At 72.9% G+C, this 14,830-nt stretch carries 8 protein-coding genes and 2 pseudogenes; all 10 read left to right on the top strand.

Features of this window, described 5'->3' with window-relative positions; translation table 11 throughout:
* The first annotated feature begins 127 nt into the window (after positions 1-127).
* Complete coding sequence (locus ACIA79_RS33340; RefSeq protein WP_399432174.1) at positions 128-1,888, top strand: acyltransferase domain-containing protein; 1,761 nt, start codon at positions 128-130, stop codon at positions 1,886-1,888.
* A pseudogene (locus ACIA79_RS33335) lies at positions 1,884-6,017 on the top strand (type I polyketide synthase); the annotation flags it as partial. The gene ACIA79_RS33340 and the pseudogene ACIA79_RS33335, both read left to right, overlap by 5 nt.
* A 6-nt stretch (positions 6,018-6,023) precedes the next feature.
* A complete protein-coding gene (locus ACIA79_RS33330) occupies positions 6,024-6,812 on the top strand; it encodes a thioesterase II family protein (RefSeq protein ID WP_399432172.1) in 789 nt (262 codons plus the stop codon).
* Between the two features lie 131 nt (positions 6,813-6,943).
* A complete protein-coding gene (gene ccrA / locus ACIA79_RS33325; protein ID WP_399432171.1) occupies positions 6,944-8,185 on the top strand; it encodes a crotonyl-CoA carboxylase/reductase in 1,242 nt (413 codons plus the stop codon).
* Between the two features lie 236 nt (positions 8,186-8,421).
* The gene (locus ACIA79_RS33320) at positions 8,422-8,952 is read left to right on the top strand and encodes a nuclear transport factor 2 family protein (protein WP_399432170.1); all 531 of its coding nucleotides are present in this window, start codon (positions 8,422-8,424) and stop codon (positions 8,950-8,952) included.
* Between the two features lie 61 nt (positions 8,953-9,013).
* Positions 9,014-10,237 carry a cytochrome P450 gene (locus ACIA79_RS33315; protein ID WP_399432169.1) on the top strand — a complete coding sequence of 408 codons (1,224 nt, stop codon included), beginning with the start codon at positions 9,014-9,016 and terminating at the stop codon, positions 10,235-10,237.
* The gene (locus ACIA79_RS33310) at positions 10,234-11,466 is read left to right on the top strand and encodes a cytochrome P450 (RefSeq protein WP_399432168.1); all 1,233 of its coding nucleotides are present in this window, start codon (positions 10,234-10,236) and stop codon (positions 11,464-11,466) included. Before ACIA79_RS33315 ends, ACIA79_RS33310 begins: the two co-directional genes overlap by 4 nt.
* A gap of 67 nt (positions 11,467-11,533) precedes the next feature.
* Entirely contained in the window at positions 11,534-12,649 is a 1,116-nt protein-coding gene (locus tag ACIA79_RS33305) for a serine hydrolase domain-containing protein (protein WP_399432167.1), read from the top strand.
* A 252-nt stretch (positions 12,650-12,901) separates the two neighbouring features.
* The gene (locus ACIA79_RS33300) at positions 12,902-13,714 is read left to right on the top strand and encodes a BTAD domain-containing putative transcriptional regulator (protein WP_399432173.1); all 813 of its coding nucleotides are present in this window, start codon (positions 12,902-12,904) and stop codon (positions 13,712-13,714) included.
* A 183-nt stretch (positions 13,715-13,897) separates the two neighbouring features.
* A pseudogene (locus ACIA79_RS33295) lies at positions 13,898-14,830 on the top strand (Fe-S oxidoreductase); the annotation flags it as partial.

Here is a 14,830-nt window from a genome sequence, read left to right as displayed (position 1 = left end):
CCGGGCGGTGGTCCTGGCCGGGCACCCCGACGCCTTCCTCACCGCCCTCGACACCCTCGCCGACACCCCCACCGACGACACCGACACGGACACCGATTCCGACAACACCGACAGCTCCGCCGAGGGGATGCCCGCCTTGGTGCGCGGTGCCGCCACGGCCAAGGGCAGGACGGCCTTCCTCTTCACCGGGCAGGGCAGTCAGCGGGCGGGCATGGGCCGGGCGCTGCACGCCGCCTTCCCCGTCTTCGCCCGCGCCCTGGACGAGCTGGCCGCACACTTCGACCAGCACCTGGACGAGCCGCTGCTGCGGGTGATGTTCGCGCCCGAGCGCGATGCGCTCGCCCCCTTGCTGGACCGTACGGACTACTCCCAACCCGCCATCTTCGCCTACGAGGTGGCGCTCTTCCGGCTGCTGGACAGTTGGGGGGTGCGCCCCGACGTGGTGGCCGGCCACTCGCTCGGCGAGCTGTCCGCGGCCTGCGTGGCCGGGGTGCTGCCGGTGCCGCAGGCCGTGGCCCTCGTCGCCGCCCGCGGCCGCCTCATGCACGCCCTGCCGGCGGGCGGCGCGATGATCGCCGTACAGGCCACCGAGGAGGAAGTGCGCGCGACCCTCGAAGGCCACGACGGCGCGGTGGACATCGCCGCGCTCAACGGCCCCGCGTCGGTCGTGCTCTCCGGTGACGCGGACGCCGTGGCGGCGCTCGCAGCCGACTGGGCCGCCCGCGGCCGCAGGACGCGCCGGCTCAAGGTGAGCCACGCCTTCCACTCCCCGCACATGGACGCCATGACCGAGGAGTTCGGCCGCGTGGCCGCCGGGCTGTCGTACGCCGCACCGCGGATCCCGATCGTCTCCGACGTCACCGGGGAACTCCTCGGGGCGAGCGAGGCGCGGGACCCCGCGTACTGGGTCCGGCACATCCGCCGCACGGTGCGCTTCCACGACCAGATGCGCCGGCTGGAGCGGTACGGAGCCGACGCCTACGTCGAGATCGGCCCCGCCGCGGTGCTCGGCCCGGCCGGCGAGGGCTGCCTGACGGCGGAACCGGGCCGCAGCGCCCCCGTGCTGGTGTCGCTGTCGGAGGCCGGCCGGGACGAGGTGACCGCGCTGCTGACCGCCCTGTCCACGCTGCACACACGCGGTGTCCGCGTCGACTGGCAGGCGTGGTTCGGGGCCGGGCCCCGTGCGGCCGACCTGCCCACGTACGCGTTCCAGAAGCGGCGCCACTGGCCCACCGGCCCCCTCGGCCGGCCCGAGCCCGCGGCGGCGGAAACCCGCGAGGCCCTCGACGGCCGGACGCGGGCCGGCGACCGTACGCGGGCCGGCGACCGTACGGAGGCGGACGACCGTACGGAGGCGGACTCCGCCGACCGCGCGGCCGCCTGGCGGGCGCTGCCCGCCGGGGAGCGGCACGAGGCACTGCTGCGGATGGTGCGCACCGAGGCGGCCCGCGTCCTCGGGCACGACGGGCCGGAGGCGGTGGAACCCGAACGCGGCTTCCTGGACCACGGCTTCGACTCGGTCATGGCGGTGAAGCTCCGCAACCGCCTGGCGGCCGGGTCCGGGCAGGAGCTGCCGACGACCCTGCTGTTCGACCACCCCACGCCCGCCGCCGTCGCCGCGCACCTGTCGGCGGCCCTCACCGCCGCCGGCCCGGCGCCCGACCTGCCCCTGTCGGAGCAGCTCGACCGGCTGGAGGCCGCACTGGCCGGACTGCCCGACGACGACCGGGAACGCGCCCGGGCCACCGAGCGGCTCAAGGCCCTGCTCGCGGTCCACGCGCCCGCCCGCCGGGCCGCGGAGGCGGACGGTGCGGACCACGTCGCCCTGGACGCGGCCACCGACGACGAGATGTTCGCGCTGATCGAAAAGGAACTCCACCGTGGCTGAGGACAACGAGACCAAACTCCGCGAGTACCTGCGGCTGGTCACGGCCGACCTCCGGCGGACCCGCCGGCAGCTGGAGGAGGCCGAGGAGGCCGCCCACGAGCCGGTGGCCGTCGTCGGGATGGCGTGCCGGTTCCCGGGCGGCACCGAGGACGTCACCTCGCCCGAGGACCTGTGGGAGCTGGTGACGGAGGGCCGGGACGCCGTCACCGGGTTCCCGGAGAACCGGGGCTGGGACGTCGACGCCGTGTACGACCCGGAGCCGGGGACCCCGGGCAGGACGTACTCGCGCCACGGCGGCTTCCTCAAGGACCCGGCCGGGTTCGACGCCGCGTTCTTCGGCATCACCCCCCGCGAGGCGCTCGCCATGGACCCGCAGCAGCGCCTGGTGCTGGAGACGTCCTGGGAGGCCATCGAGTACGCGGGCCTCGACGCGACCGCGCTGCGCGGCGAGGACGTCGGGGTGTTCGTCGGCTCCAACAGCAACGACTACCTGATCAACGTCCTGGACGCACGGGAGACGGCCGAGGGCTTCATCGGCACCGGCAACTCCGCCAGCATCCTCTCCGGCCGGGTGGCCTACACGTTCGGCTTCGAGGGACCCGCGGTGTCCGTGGACACGGCCTGCTCCTCCTCGCTGGTCGCCCTCCACCTGGCCGCGCAGTCCCTGCGGCAGCGCGAGTGCTCGCTGGCGCTGGCGGGCGGAGCGACGGTGATGGCCACGCCGACCGCGTTCATCGAGTTCAGCCGCCAGCAGGGGCTCGCCCCCGACGGCCGCTGCAAGTCCTTCTCCGCGACCGCCGACGGCACGACCTGGTCCGAAGGCGCGGCGGTGCTGCTCCTGGCCCGCCTCTCCGACGCCCGGCGCCTCGGGTACCCGGTGCACGCCGTCGTCCGCGGCAGCGCGGTCAACCAGGACGGCGCCAGCGCGGGGCTCACCGCGCCCAACGGGCCGTCGCAGCAGCGCGTGATCCGCCAGGCGCTGGCGAACGCGCGTCTCACTCCCGACCGCGTCGACGCCGTCGAGGCCCACGGCACCGGCACCCCGCTCGGCGACCCGATCGAGGCGCAGGCCCTGCTGGCCACGTACGGGAAGTCCCGCGCCGGCGGCCGGCCCCTGTGGCTGGGGTCGCTGAAGTCGAACCTGGGGCACACCCAGTCCGCCGCCGGGGTGGGCGGAGTCATCAAGATGGTGATGGCCATGCGGCACGGCGTCCTGCCCCGCACGCTGCACCTGACCGAGCCCACCCCGCGGGTCGACTGGTCCGCGGGCGACGTCCGGCTGCTGACCGAGGAGCAGCCGTGGCCGCGGACCGGCGAGCCGCGGCGCGCGGCGGTGTCGTCCTTCGGCGTCAGCGGCACCAATGCCCACGTCCTGCTGGAGAGCCCCCCGCCCGCCGGCGACCCGGCGGAGCCGACCGCGGACCGTACCGCCGGCGGCACCGCGGACCGGACCGCCGGCGACCGGGCTCCCGAGGCCGAGGCCGACGCCGGCGCCGCCGCCCCCGCCGGCCTGCCGCAGGACGCGAACCCGGCACCCGGCCCGCTGGCATGGGTCGTGAGCGGCCGCGGCGAGGCGGCCCTGCGCGCCCAGGCGAAGCGGCTGGCCGCCCATCTGGCCGCGCGCCCGCAGGCGTCCCCGGCTGCCGTGTCCGCGTCCCTGGCCACCACGCGCGCGGCGTTCGAGCACCGTGCCGTCGTCATCGGCCGGGAGCGCGAGGAGCTGCTGGCCGGCCTGACGGCCGTCGCGGGAGGCGTCCGGGCGGCCGGTGTGGTCACCGGCCGCACCCTGCCCGCGGGCGGCCGGACGGCGTTCCTCTTCCCCGGCCAGGGCAGCCAGCACCCCGGGATGGGCCGCGAACTGGCGGCCCACCGGCCGGTGTTCGCCGAGGCGCTGGACGAGGTGTGCGGCGAACTGGACCGCCACCTCGACCGGCCCCTGCGCGAGGTGCTGTTCGCCGCCGACGGCACCCCCGAGGCGGACCTGCTCGCGACGACGGCCTGGACCCAGCCCGCCCTCTTCGCCGTCGAGGTGGCGCTGCTGCGCCTGCTGGACGACTGGGGGCTGCGCCCGGACGTGGTGGCCGGCCACTCGATCGGCGAGCTGACCGCCGCCTACGCGGCCGGGGTGTGGTCGCTCCCCGACGCCTGCGCCCTCGTGGCGGCCCGCGGCCGGCTGATCCAGCAACTCCCCGAGGGCGGCGCGATGTTCGCCGTCCAGGCCACCGAGGAGGAGATACGCGCCCGGCTCGCCGACGGCCGTACGGCGCTGGACATCGCCGCCGTCAACGGACCGGAGGCCGTCGTGGTCTCCGGCGACGAGGAGGCCGCCTCCGAACTGGCCCGCGACTTCGCCGGCCGTGGCCGCCGGACCCGCCGGCTCCGGGTCAGCCACGCGTTCCACTCGGCGCGGATGGACGCGATGACCGCGGAGTTCGCGGACGTCGCCCGCCAGGTGTCGTACCGGGCGCCGCGCCTCCCGGTGGTCTCCGCGCTCACCGGGACGCCCGTCACCGACGAACTCCGCAGCCCGGAGCACTGGGTGCGCCACGTCCGCGACACGGTGCGGTTCCACGACGCCGTCCGCGCGCTGCGCGACCAGGGAGCCACCCTGTTCCTGGAGGCCGGGCCCGGGGGCGTCCTCACGGCCGCCGGACGGCAGAGCCTGCCCGAGGCCGCACCGGAGACGTTCGTCCCCGTGCTGCACGGCCGTGCGCCCGAGCCGGACGCCGTCCTCACGGCCGCGGCCCAGGCCCACGCGCTCGGCACCTCACCCGCGTGGGACCGCCTGCTGCCGGCCGCGCCCGGCCGCGTGGCGCTGCCCACGTACGCCTTCCAGCGCCGCCCCTACTGGCTGGCGGGCATGGCGGGCGCCGGCACGCGGCCGCCCACCGGCGCGCAGCCCGGCACGGGCACCCCGCCCGCCGGGTCCGCCGCCGGTGCGGCCGGATCCGCGCCCGCACCGGACGGCCCCGCCGCACCGTGGCTGCGCCGGTTCGCCGACACGGCCGGCGAGGAGCGCGGGCAGCTGCTGCTGGCCCTCGTCCGCGAGCAGGCCGCCGCGGTGATCGGCGGCGCGGACGCGACGGAGATCGAACCCGGCCGCGGTTTCCTGGAGATGGGCTTCGACTCCCTCATGGCGACGGAACTGCGCGCGGCCCTGGCCGCCGAGTGCGGACTCACCCTGCCCGCCGGAGTCGTCTTCGACCACCCCACGCCCACCGAGCTGGCCGCCTTCCTCGGGCAGCAGCTCACCGGCACCGGCACCGGCCAGGCAGCCCCCGCTCCCGCCGAACCGTCGCCGTACTCCCTCGAAGCCCTCTACCGCAACGCCAGTACCCTCGACCGGCCCGAGGACGCCCTGGAGCTCACCAAGGTCGCCTCCCGCCTGCGCCCGAGCTTCCGCACACCGGCCGAGGCGGGCCACGAGGCCGTGACCGTCGAGCTGGCCCCGGCGACCGAGCTGCCCGGCCTGATCTGCTGCCCGGCTCCCGTGCCGCTGTACGGGGCGCAGCAGTACGCCCGGCTCGCCGCGGCCTTCCGGGGCACGCGCGGCGTCTCCGCCCTGCTCGCCCCCGGCTTCTCGGCGGGCGAACTGCTGCCCGCCGACTTCGGCCTGATGCTGGACTTCCTCGCCGAAGGGGTCCGGCGCCGGGCGGCCGGCGCGCCGTTCGTCCTCCTGGGCCACTCCTCCGGCGGCTGGTTCGCCTACAGCCTGGCGGCCCGCCTCGCGCGCACCGGCCCGGCCCCGCACGCCGTGGTGCTCCTCGACACCTACCTGCTGCAGGACCCCGCGCTCCACCGCATGCAGCGCGAACTGGCGCAGGGAGTCCTGGACGGCGAGGAGTACTTCGGCCCGATGACGGACGTACGGCTGTCCGCCATGGGGCGGTACTTCGAGTTCTTCTCCGACTGGGTGCCCGAGGAGCCCGGCGTACCCACCCTGCAGCTGAGGGCGTCCGAGCCGCTCGGGCAGGTCGTCGAGGGCCAGGACTGGCACCCCGACTGGAAGTTCGACAGCACCGTCGCAGACACGGAAGGCGACCACCTGACGATGATGGACGACCACGCACCGCAGACCGCACAGGCCGTGAACACCTGGCTGGCGGGCCTCGCGGGCGGAAAGGGCTGACCGGCGATGACCACGCACACCCAGGGACACCCGGCCGCCGACCCCGCCGTCTCCCGGTGGATCCGGCAGTTCCACCCCGCCCCGCAGGCGCCGGTGAGGCTGCTGTGCCTGCCGCACGCCGGGGGATCCGCCAGCGCCTACTACGCGCTGTCCAAGGCGCTCGCGCCGCAGGTGGAGGTGCTGGCCGTCCAGTACCCCGGACGGCAGGACCGGCGCCAGGAGCCGCTGCTGGACTCGATCGACGCGCTGCGCGCGGGGCTTGCCGAGGAACTGGCGCCGTGGCGCGACCGGCCCCTCGCCCTGTTCGGCCACAGCATGGGGGCGGTGCTCGCCTACGAGGTGGCGCGCACCCTGTGCGGCGATGCCGGCGCCCCGCCCGTCCACCTCTTCGTCTCCGGCCGCGGCGGCCCGGAACAGCAGGTGGAACTGGCGCTCGACCAGATGGACGACCGGGCGATGGTCACGGCCCTCGACGACCTCGGCGGTACGGACATGCGGTTCCTCGACGACGAGGACGTGCTGCGCCTCGTCGCGCCCGCCATCCGCAGCGACTACCGGGCCGTGCGCACGTACCGCCACGTGCCGGGCCCGCCGCTGCCGTGCCCGATCACCGCCCTGGTGGGCGACCGTGACGCCATGGCACCGGTCGGAGTGGTCGAGCCCTGGGGTGCCCACACCTCCGCGGATTTCCGGATGGAAGTTTTTCCGGGCGGTCATTTCTATCTGGCCGAAAACCTCGGGGAAGTACAGCGACTTGTGTACGATAGGCTCACCGGAGCGCACTCCGTGCGGTAATCGGCTGACGGATTCGAGTATCTTCTCCGTCCCGGCCGACCACTTTTCTCCTTTCCTTGGCGGCGGCCGTACGGCCCGCTTTCCGACGATGCCCGGATCCGGCACGACGTGGAATCCAGACAGGGGTCAGCGTGCGAAACGATCTTTTCGAACTGGGTGACATACCCCCGCTCGGCACGGTGCCCGAGCGCATGTACGCCTCGGTGATCCGCCGGGAGCGCTACGGACCGCCTCACCAGGCGTTCCGCACCGAAGTGGTGGACGTGCCCGCGGTCGGGCGCGGCCAGGTGCTGGTCTACGTCATGGCCGCCGGCATCAACTACAACAACGTCTGGGCCTCGCTCGGACGGCCGCTGGACGTGATCGAGACGCGCCTGCGCCGCGGGGAGCGCGAGGACTTCCACATCGGGGGCTCCGAGGGCTCCGGGGTGGTCTGGGCGGTGGGCGAGGGCGTCGACCAGCTCGCCGTGGGCGACGAGGTGATCCTCTCCGGTGCCCAGTGGACGGAGACGGCCGCCGACATCCGCCTCGGCGCCGACCCCATGACCTCCGACTCCCAGTCCGTCTGGGGGTACGAGCGCAACTTCGGCTCCTTCGCGCAGTTCGCCCTCGTCGACGAGTACCAGTGCCACCCCAAGCCGGCCGGGCTGACCTGGGAGGAAGCGGCGTGCTTCCTGCTCACCGGCGCCACCGCCTACCGCCAGCTGTGCGGCTGGGCCCCCCACGACGTGCAGCCCGGCGACCCCGTGCTCATCTGGGGCGGGGCCGGCGGACTCGGCTCGATGGCCATCCAGATCACCCGGGAGCGGGGCGGCATCCCGATCGCCGTGGTCTCCGACGAGGAACGCGCCCGCTACTGCGAGCGGCTCGGCGCCCGGGGCACCATCAACCGCCTCGACTTCGACCACTGGGGCCGGCTGCCCGACATCGGCGACCACGAGGCGATGGCCCGGTGGACCGCGGGCGTCAGGGCGTTCGGCCGCCGCTTCTGGGAGGTGCTCGGCGAGCGCAGGGCACCGCGCCTCGTCCTGGAACACAGCGGCCAGGACACCATCCCGACGTCGATGTACCTCTGCGACACCGCCGGCATGGTCGTCATCTGCGGCGGCACCACCGGGTACAACGCCGACGTCGACCTGCGCTACCTGTGGATGCGCCAGAAGCGCCTCCAGGGCTCGCACTACGCCAACCTGCGCCAGTGCCGCGACATCATCCACCTCGTCGCCGGCGGCCGCATCGACCCGTGCCTCTCCTGGACCGGCGGGTTCGAGGACATCGGAAAGGCCCACCAGCTGATGAGCGACAACCAGCACCCGCAGGGCAACCAGGCCGTGCTGGTCAATGCGCCGACGACCGGGCTGAACACACTCTGAAAAGTCACGGACACCCCGGGAGATGATTCCGGGGCACCGCCCGGCCCCTGTTCCGGGCGGCATCCGCCCGTATTTCCACGGCGGCCCCTTCCTGCCCGGAGACCGGCCGCGTGGAAAAGCGGGGAGAAAGCCGCGGAACAGCCATGTAAAAGCCTTGGCGAATTCCGCGGGAAGGCGGCAGGAACACCACGGAAAAGACCGCGGAAGAACGCGGCGACCCACCGAAGGAGACCCCCATGGACCAGCTCGACATCCTCTGGAGCGAGCGCGAGATCCGAGCCGTGCTGCAGCGCTACTGCCGCGGCCTGGACCGCCTCGACGAGGAACTGGTCAAGTCCGCCTACCACGACGACGCCCACGACGACCGCGGCGTCATCCGCGGCAACGCCCACGACTTCGTCAAGCAGATCGTCCCGCTGCTCCGCGACACCTACAGCGGCACCCTGCACACCCTGCACGGCACCACCATCGACATCGACGGGGACGCCGCGGGCGTGGAGAGCTACTGCATCGCCTACCACTACCGCGAGAGCGACGGCACCAAGCGCGTCGAGCAGTTCGCCGGCCGCTACGTCGACCGGTTCGAGCGGCGCGACGGCGTCTGGAGGATCGCCCGCCGGCTCGTCCTGAACGACTGGAGCCTCGCCCACGAGGTGCCGCTCGACCCGGCCGAGGCACAGGCCGGCTTCAACGCCGGCCGGCGTGACGGCGGCGACGCCAGCTACCAGGTGCTGCCGCTGCGCGGTCCCGAGGCCCCCACCCTCTGACACGGCCCGCCCCGGCCGCCGAGCCGTTCGACTCCCCACCCCGATCCCAGGAGGCACCACCGTGTCCGAGACCGAGCAGCGCCCGCCGACGCTGCCCCGAGAGCGCAGTTGCCCCTTCTCCCCGCCGCCCGAGCTGGAAGAGCTGCGCCACGCCGACCCCGTCAGCCGGATGCGTTTCGCCGACGACTCCGAGGGGTGGCTGCTCACCCGCCACGCCGACGTCCGCGCCGCGCTGGCCGACCCCCGCGTCAGCTCCCACCCCGCCAGGGCGCCCCAGCCCTGGCGGAACCTCGCGCCGGAGATGAAGGCCGAGGTGTACCTGCCCGGCTTCCTGATCTTCATGGACCCGCCGGACCACACCCGCTACCGCCGCCTGCTGACCAAGTGGTTCACCATGCGGGCCATCCGCAGGCTCCAGCCGCGGGTCGACCGGATCGTGGAGGAGGCGCTGGACGCCATGGAGGCCCAGGGCGGCCCCGTGGACCTCGTCCAGAGCTTCGCGCTGCCCATCCCGCTGTACGTCATCTGCGAACTGATGGGCGTGCGGTACGAGGACCGGGCCGACTTCATGGACATGGTGCTGCGGCTCCAGGCCCTGGACGCCTCCCCGGAGGAACTGGGCGCCACCGGTGCGCGGATGAACGAGTTCATGATGAACCTGGCCGCCGACAAGCGGAAGAACCCGGGCGAGGACCTGCTCAGCCACCTCGCCCACGACCCCGACGCCAACCCCGCGCTGACCGACCTGGAGATCGCCGGGATCGGCGTGCTGATGCTGATCGCGGGGCACGAGACCTCCGCCAACATGCTGGGCGTCGGCACCTACACGCTGCTGCAGAACCCGGACCAGTGGGCCCTGCTGCGGGACGACATCGGCCTCATCGACCGGGCGGTCGAGGAACTCCTGCGCCACCAGACCATCGTGCAGCAGGGCCTGCCGCGCGGTATCACCGAGGACATGGAGATCGGCGGCCACCCGCTGCGCGCGGGCGAGGCGGTCCTGGCGTCGCTCCCGGCCGCCAACCGCGACCCGGAGGTCTTCCCCGACCCCGACCGCCTCGACATCACGCGCGAGCACAACCCGCACCTCGCCTTCGGCCACGGCATCCACCTGTGCCTGGGCATGGAGCTGGCCCGGGTGGAGATGCGCTCGGCGTGGCGCGGCCTCGTCACGCGCTTCCCGACCCTGCGCATGGCCGCACCGCCGGAGGACATCCGGTGGCGTGACGACCAGATCGTGTACGGGGTCTACAACCTGCCGGTGACCTGGGACGACGCCCGGTGACCGGTCCCGAGGCGAGCGGACGCGGCTGCCCCTTCGCGGCCGGTGAGGCACCCGCGTACCCCTTCCACGCCCCCGACCGGCTGGAGCCGGACCCGTACTGGGAGCCGCTGCGCCGCGAACAGCCGCTCCAGCGCGTCACCCTGCCCTACGGGGGCGAGGCGTGGCTGGCCACCCGCTACCAGGACGTACGGAAGGTCTTCACCGACCGGAGGTTCTCCCGGGCGCTCGCCGTCGCGCCCGGCGCACCCCGGTTCCTGCCGCACCAGCCGCCCCCGGACGCGGTGCTGAGCGTCGAGGGCCCGGACCACGCCCGGCTGCGCCGGCTGGTGGGCAAGGTCTTCACGCCGCGCCGCGTGGAGGAGATGCGGCCGCTGATCCAGCGCACCGCCGACGGGCTGCTCGACGCCATGGAGGAGATCGGCCCGCCCGCGGACCTGGTCGAGGACTTCTCCCTGCCGTTCGCCGTCGCCATGATCTGCGAGCTGCTCGGGGTGCCGCCCGAGGACCGCAAGCGCTTCTGCACCTGGTCCGACGCGCTGCTGACGACCACCGCGCACACCCCCGCCCAGGTGCGCGACTACATGATGCAGATGCACGACTACCTCGGCGGGCTCGTCGCCCAGCGGCGGGTGCGCCCCACCGAGGACCTGATCGGCGCCCTGGTCACCGCGCGCGACGAGGAGGACCGGCTGACCGAGGGTGAACTGGTGCGGCTCGCCGAAGCCATCCTCATCGCCGGATACGAGACCTCGGCGAGCCAGATCCCGAACTTCGTCTACACCCTCTTCCGCCGGCCCGAGCTGCTGGAGCGGCTCCGGGCGGACCACGGCCTGATCCCCGACGCCGTCGAGGAACTGCTGCGCTTCGTGCCCATCGGAACCGTCGACGGGTTCCCCCGCACCGCCGCCGAGGACGTCGAACTCGGCGGAGTGCTCGTCAGGGCGGGGGAGACCGTCGTGCCGTCGATGGGAGCGGGGAACCGCGACCCCGAGGTGTTCAGCCGCCCCGACGAACTGGACCTGACACGGCGGCCGAATCCGCACCTGGGCTTCGGCGCCGGGCCGCACCACTGCCTCGGCTCCCAGCTCGCCCGCGCCGAACTGCAGATCGCGCTGACGACCCTGCTGCGCCGGTATCCCGGCCTGCGGCCGGCCGTGCCCGAGGAGAACCTCTCGTGGAAGGCGGGGCTCATGGTCCGCGGCCTGCACACCATGCCGGTCACCTGGTGAGGACTCTCCCGGCCGCCGGCGGCTCCACCGTTGCCCGTACCCAGCGAACGAAGGTGAGCGATCGCACGTGAACACCATCGACGACCGCGACGACCGCGAACACAGCCCCGAGGACGTGGACATGGACCCCGCGGTCCTCAAGCGGCTGACCGAGGTGGTGCAGTCGAGGGGCGGTGCGGCGCAGGTGTGCGTCCTGCGGCGGGGCGTCACCGTCCTCGACCGCTCGTTCGGCTGCGCGCCCGACTCGCTGTTCCTCCTGTACGCCGCCACCAAGCCCTTCGCCGCCCTCACCGTGCACCTGCTCGCCGAGCGGGGCCTGATCGGGCTGGACGAGCCGGTGGCCGCGTACTGGCCGGAGTTCGGCCGGCACGGCAAGGGCGACGTGACCGTCCGCCACGTCCTGCAGCACCGGGCGGGTGTCCCGGCCGGCCGGGGCATGGTGCGCACCATGCGGACCGCCACCGACTGGCAGCGCTCGGTGCGCGACCTCGAGGAGGCCCGGCCGCGCTGGGCCGGCGGCGAGGTCGCCGCCTACCACTTCATGAGCTACGGCTTCATCCTCGGTGAACTCGTGCAACGCGTCACGGGACGGACGTTCCGCGACGTCCTGACGTCCGAACTGTTCGCGCCCCTGGGGCTGGACGATTTGCATCCAGGATTGCCCGACGAGGCCTGGGACCGCCACGTGCCCGCCCGCGCCGACCACCCGTCGGAGTGGCCGAACCAATGGATGAGCAACCGCCGCAGCTACCGCCAGGCCGTGATTCCCTCCGCCGGGGTATCGGGCACCGCGGCACAACTGGCGCGCTTTTACCAGATGCTTTTGGAAGGCGGCACGCTCGACGGAATCCGCATATTGCGCCCCGAAAGCGTTGCGGAGGCCAGGAGGCCGTCCAACGACGGTGAAACCGACGCGTCCCTGAAGCGCCCGGTCAGATGGGCCCATGGATTCATGCTGGGCGGGCCGGGGGCGGATCCCCGGGACCTGTCCGGCGTCATGGGAGGGAAGAGCGACCGCGCCACCTTCGGGCACGCGGGTACGACGTCCAGCGTCGTGTGGGCCGACCCGTCCCGTGAGCTGGTCTTCGCTTATCTGTCCAACATTCAACCGGAGTTCGGGGCGGGCATCGGGCGGCTGCGCGAGGTGAGCGACCTGGTGCTGGACGCCTGCGTGGCGCACTGAGGCCGGCCGGACTTCCCTCATTTCTCCCGGGGTAAACATCGCAGCGGCGGACCGCGCAGATATGGCGTGAATCATGGCCCGGTCCGCCGATCCCGATCACCGTGATGAGTGATGCATCGCACACACCATGGCTCGATTTCGATGGCATCATGATCACCGCCGGTGTTCGAGCGGGTACGTTCAAGCACCACCTTGTGTCCCGTCATATTTTTGAGACCTCAAGGGGGATGAGTGCTCACGTCGTCCGAGCCGATGGTCGGGTTAAGCCCGGGTTGCGCTCCGCAAATTGGAATTCTCGGCCCATTGGAGGTCCACCCCGCCGGGTGTTTCGAGCGCGGCGTTTCGGTGGGTGGTATTCGCATCCGTGCATTGCTGGGCGCGCTGACCGCGCGGCTGGGGAAGGTCATGACGACCGAGCACATCCTCAAGGAGGTGTGGGCCGAGAGCCAGCCCTCCACCGAGCGCAAGGCGGTGGCCGTGGCCGTCCTGCGCCTGAGGCGGGTGCTCGGCGACTCCGAGGGGCGGTGGCTGCTGACCCGGCCCTCCGGGTACGTCCTCGACATTCCCGCGGACCATCTCGACTCCGTACGGGCGGAGCGCCTGGTGTGGGAGGGCAAGGACGCGCTGGCCGCCAACCGGCCGCGCCTGGCCTCGCGGTGCCTCACCCGGGCGCTGGCGCACTGGCGCGGGGACCCGTACGCCGACGCCGGCACCTCCTCGGCGGTGGTGCAGCACGTCACCGAGCTGGAGAGCCTGCGGTCCGAGGCCGTCCAGGCGCGCATCGACGCCGATCTGGCCCTGGGGCAGCACCGCGAACTGCTCGGTGAGCTGCGGTCGCTGACCACGGCGAACCCGCTCCACGAGCCGCACTGGCTGCAGTTGATGCTCGCCCTCTACCGCTCGGGCAAACAGGCCGAAGCGCTGGCCGCGTACATGAGTCTGCGTCAGACGCTCGCGGAGAACATGGGAGTCGATCCCGGACAGCCCTTGCAGGAGCTGTACTTGCGGATCCTGCGGGTCGACGCCGCGCTGCTGAGCGGCCCCGCCCCCACCCTGTCGCGGTAGCGCGACGCGCCCGCCGCGGGGCTCCCGGTGTCGCCGGTGCCCCGCGGCCGCTCCGGGCGACGCAGATCACTCTCCACGCGCTGGGGGAGCCGGGGCAATCTTCGGTAACGTCGGGGCCTGATGGGTAAGTTACCGCTTAGTATTTTCGGCATCCCCGCCCTTGCCGGCTCGAGGAGTCCCTAGATGCAACTCGCCGCGATCATCGTGTCGCTGGTCCTGACCTTGGTGGGTGCTGCGCTGCTCGCCCGCGCCATCGGCCAGTTCGTCCGCTACTTCAAGCTGGGCCAGCCGGTCCCGGCCGGCAGCCGGACCGACAACCCCTACCAGCGCAGTGTGACCCTGGTGCGGGAGTTCCTCGGCCACACGCGGATGAACCGGTGGGGCATCGTCGGCGTCGCCCACTGGTTCGTGGCGGTCGGCTTCCTCACCCTCGGGCTGACGATCGTCACCGCGTACGGCCAGCTGTTCAAACCCGACTGGGTCCTCCCCATCCTCGGCGGCTGGCTCCCGTACGAGCTCTACACCGAGTTCATCGCCGCCGGTACGACGTTCGGCATCCTGACCCTGATCGTCATCCGCCTGCTGAACCTGCCCTCGCGTCCGGGCCGCAAGTCGCGCTTCGCGGGCTCGAAGATGGGCCAGGCGTACTTCGTCGAGACCGTGATCGTCATCATCGGTCTGTCCATCATGGCGCTTCGCGGCCTCGAAGGCGTCCTGCACCACGTCGACCACTACGAGGCCGCGTACTTCGCCTCGTACCCCCTGGTCCTGCTCTTCGAGGGCCTGAGCGTGCCCACGCTGGAGAACCTGGTCTACCTCTTCGCCATGATCAAGCTGGGCACGACCATGGTCTGGGCGAGCACCATCAGCCTCAACACCAACATGGGTGTGGCGTGGCACCGGTTCCTCGGTTTCCCGAACATCTGGTTCAAGCGGAACGCCGATGGTTCCACCGCGCTGGGTGCGCTGCAGCCGATGACGTCGGGCGGTAAGCCGATCGACTTCACCGACCCGGGCGAAAACGACGTCTTCGGTGTCTCCCAGGTCGAGCAGTTCTCCTGGAAGGGCCTGCTGGACTTCTCCACCTGCACCGAGTGCGGGCGGTGCCAGTCGCAG

Source organism: Streptomyces sp. NPDC051310 (assembly GCF_044455245.1).
In the GTDB taxonomy this organism is placed as follows: domain Bacteria; phylum Actinomycetota; class Actinomycetes; order Streptomycetales; family Streptomycetaceae; genus Streptomyces.
This window is presented reverse-complemented; position numbering and strand designations above follow the sequence as displayed.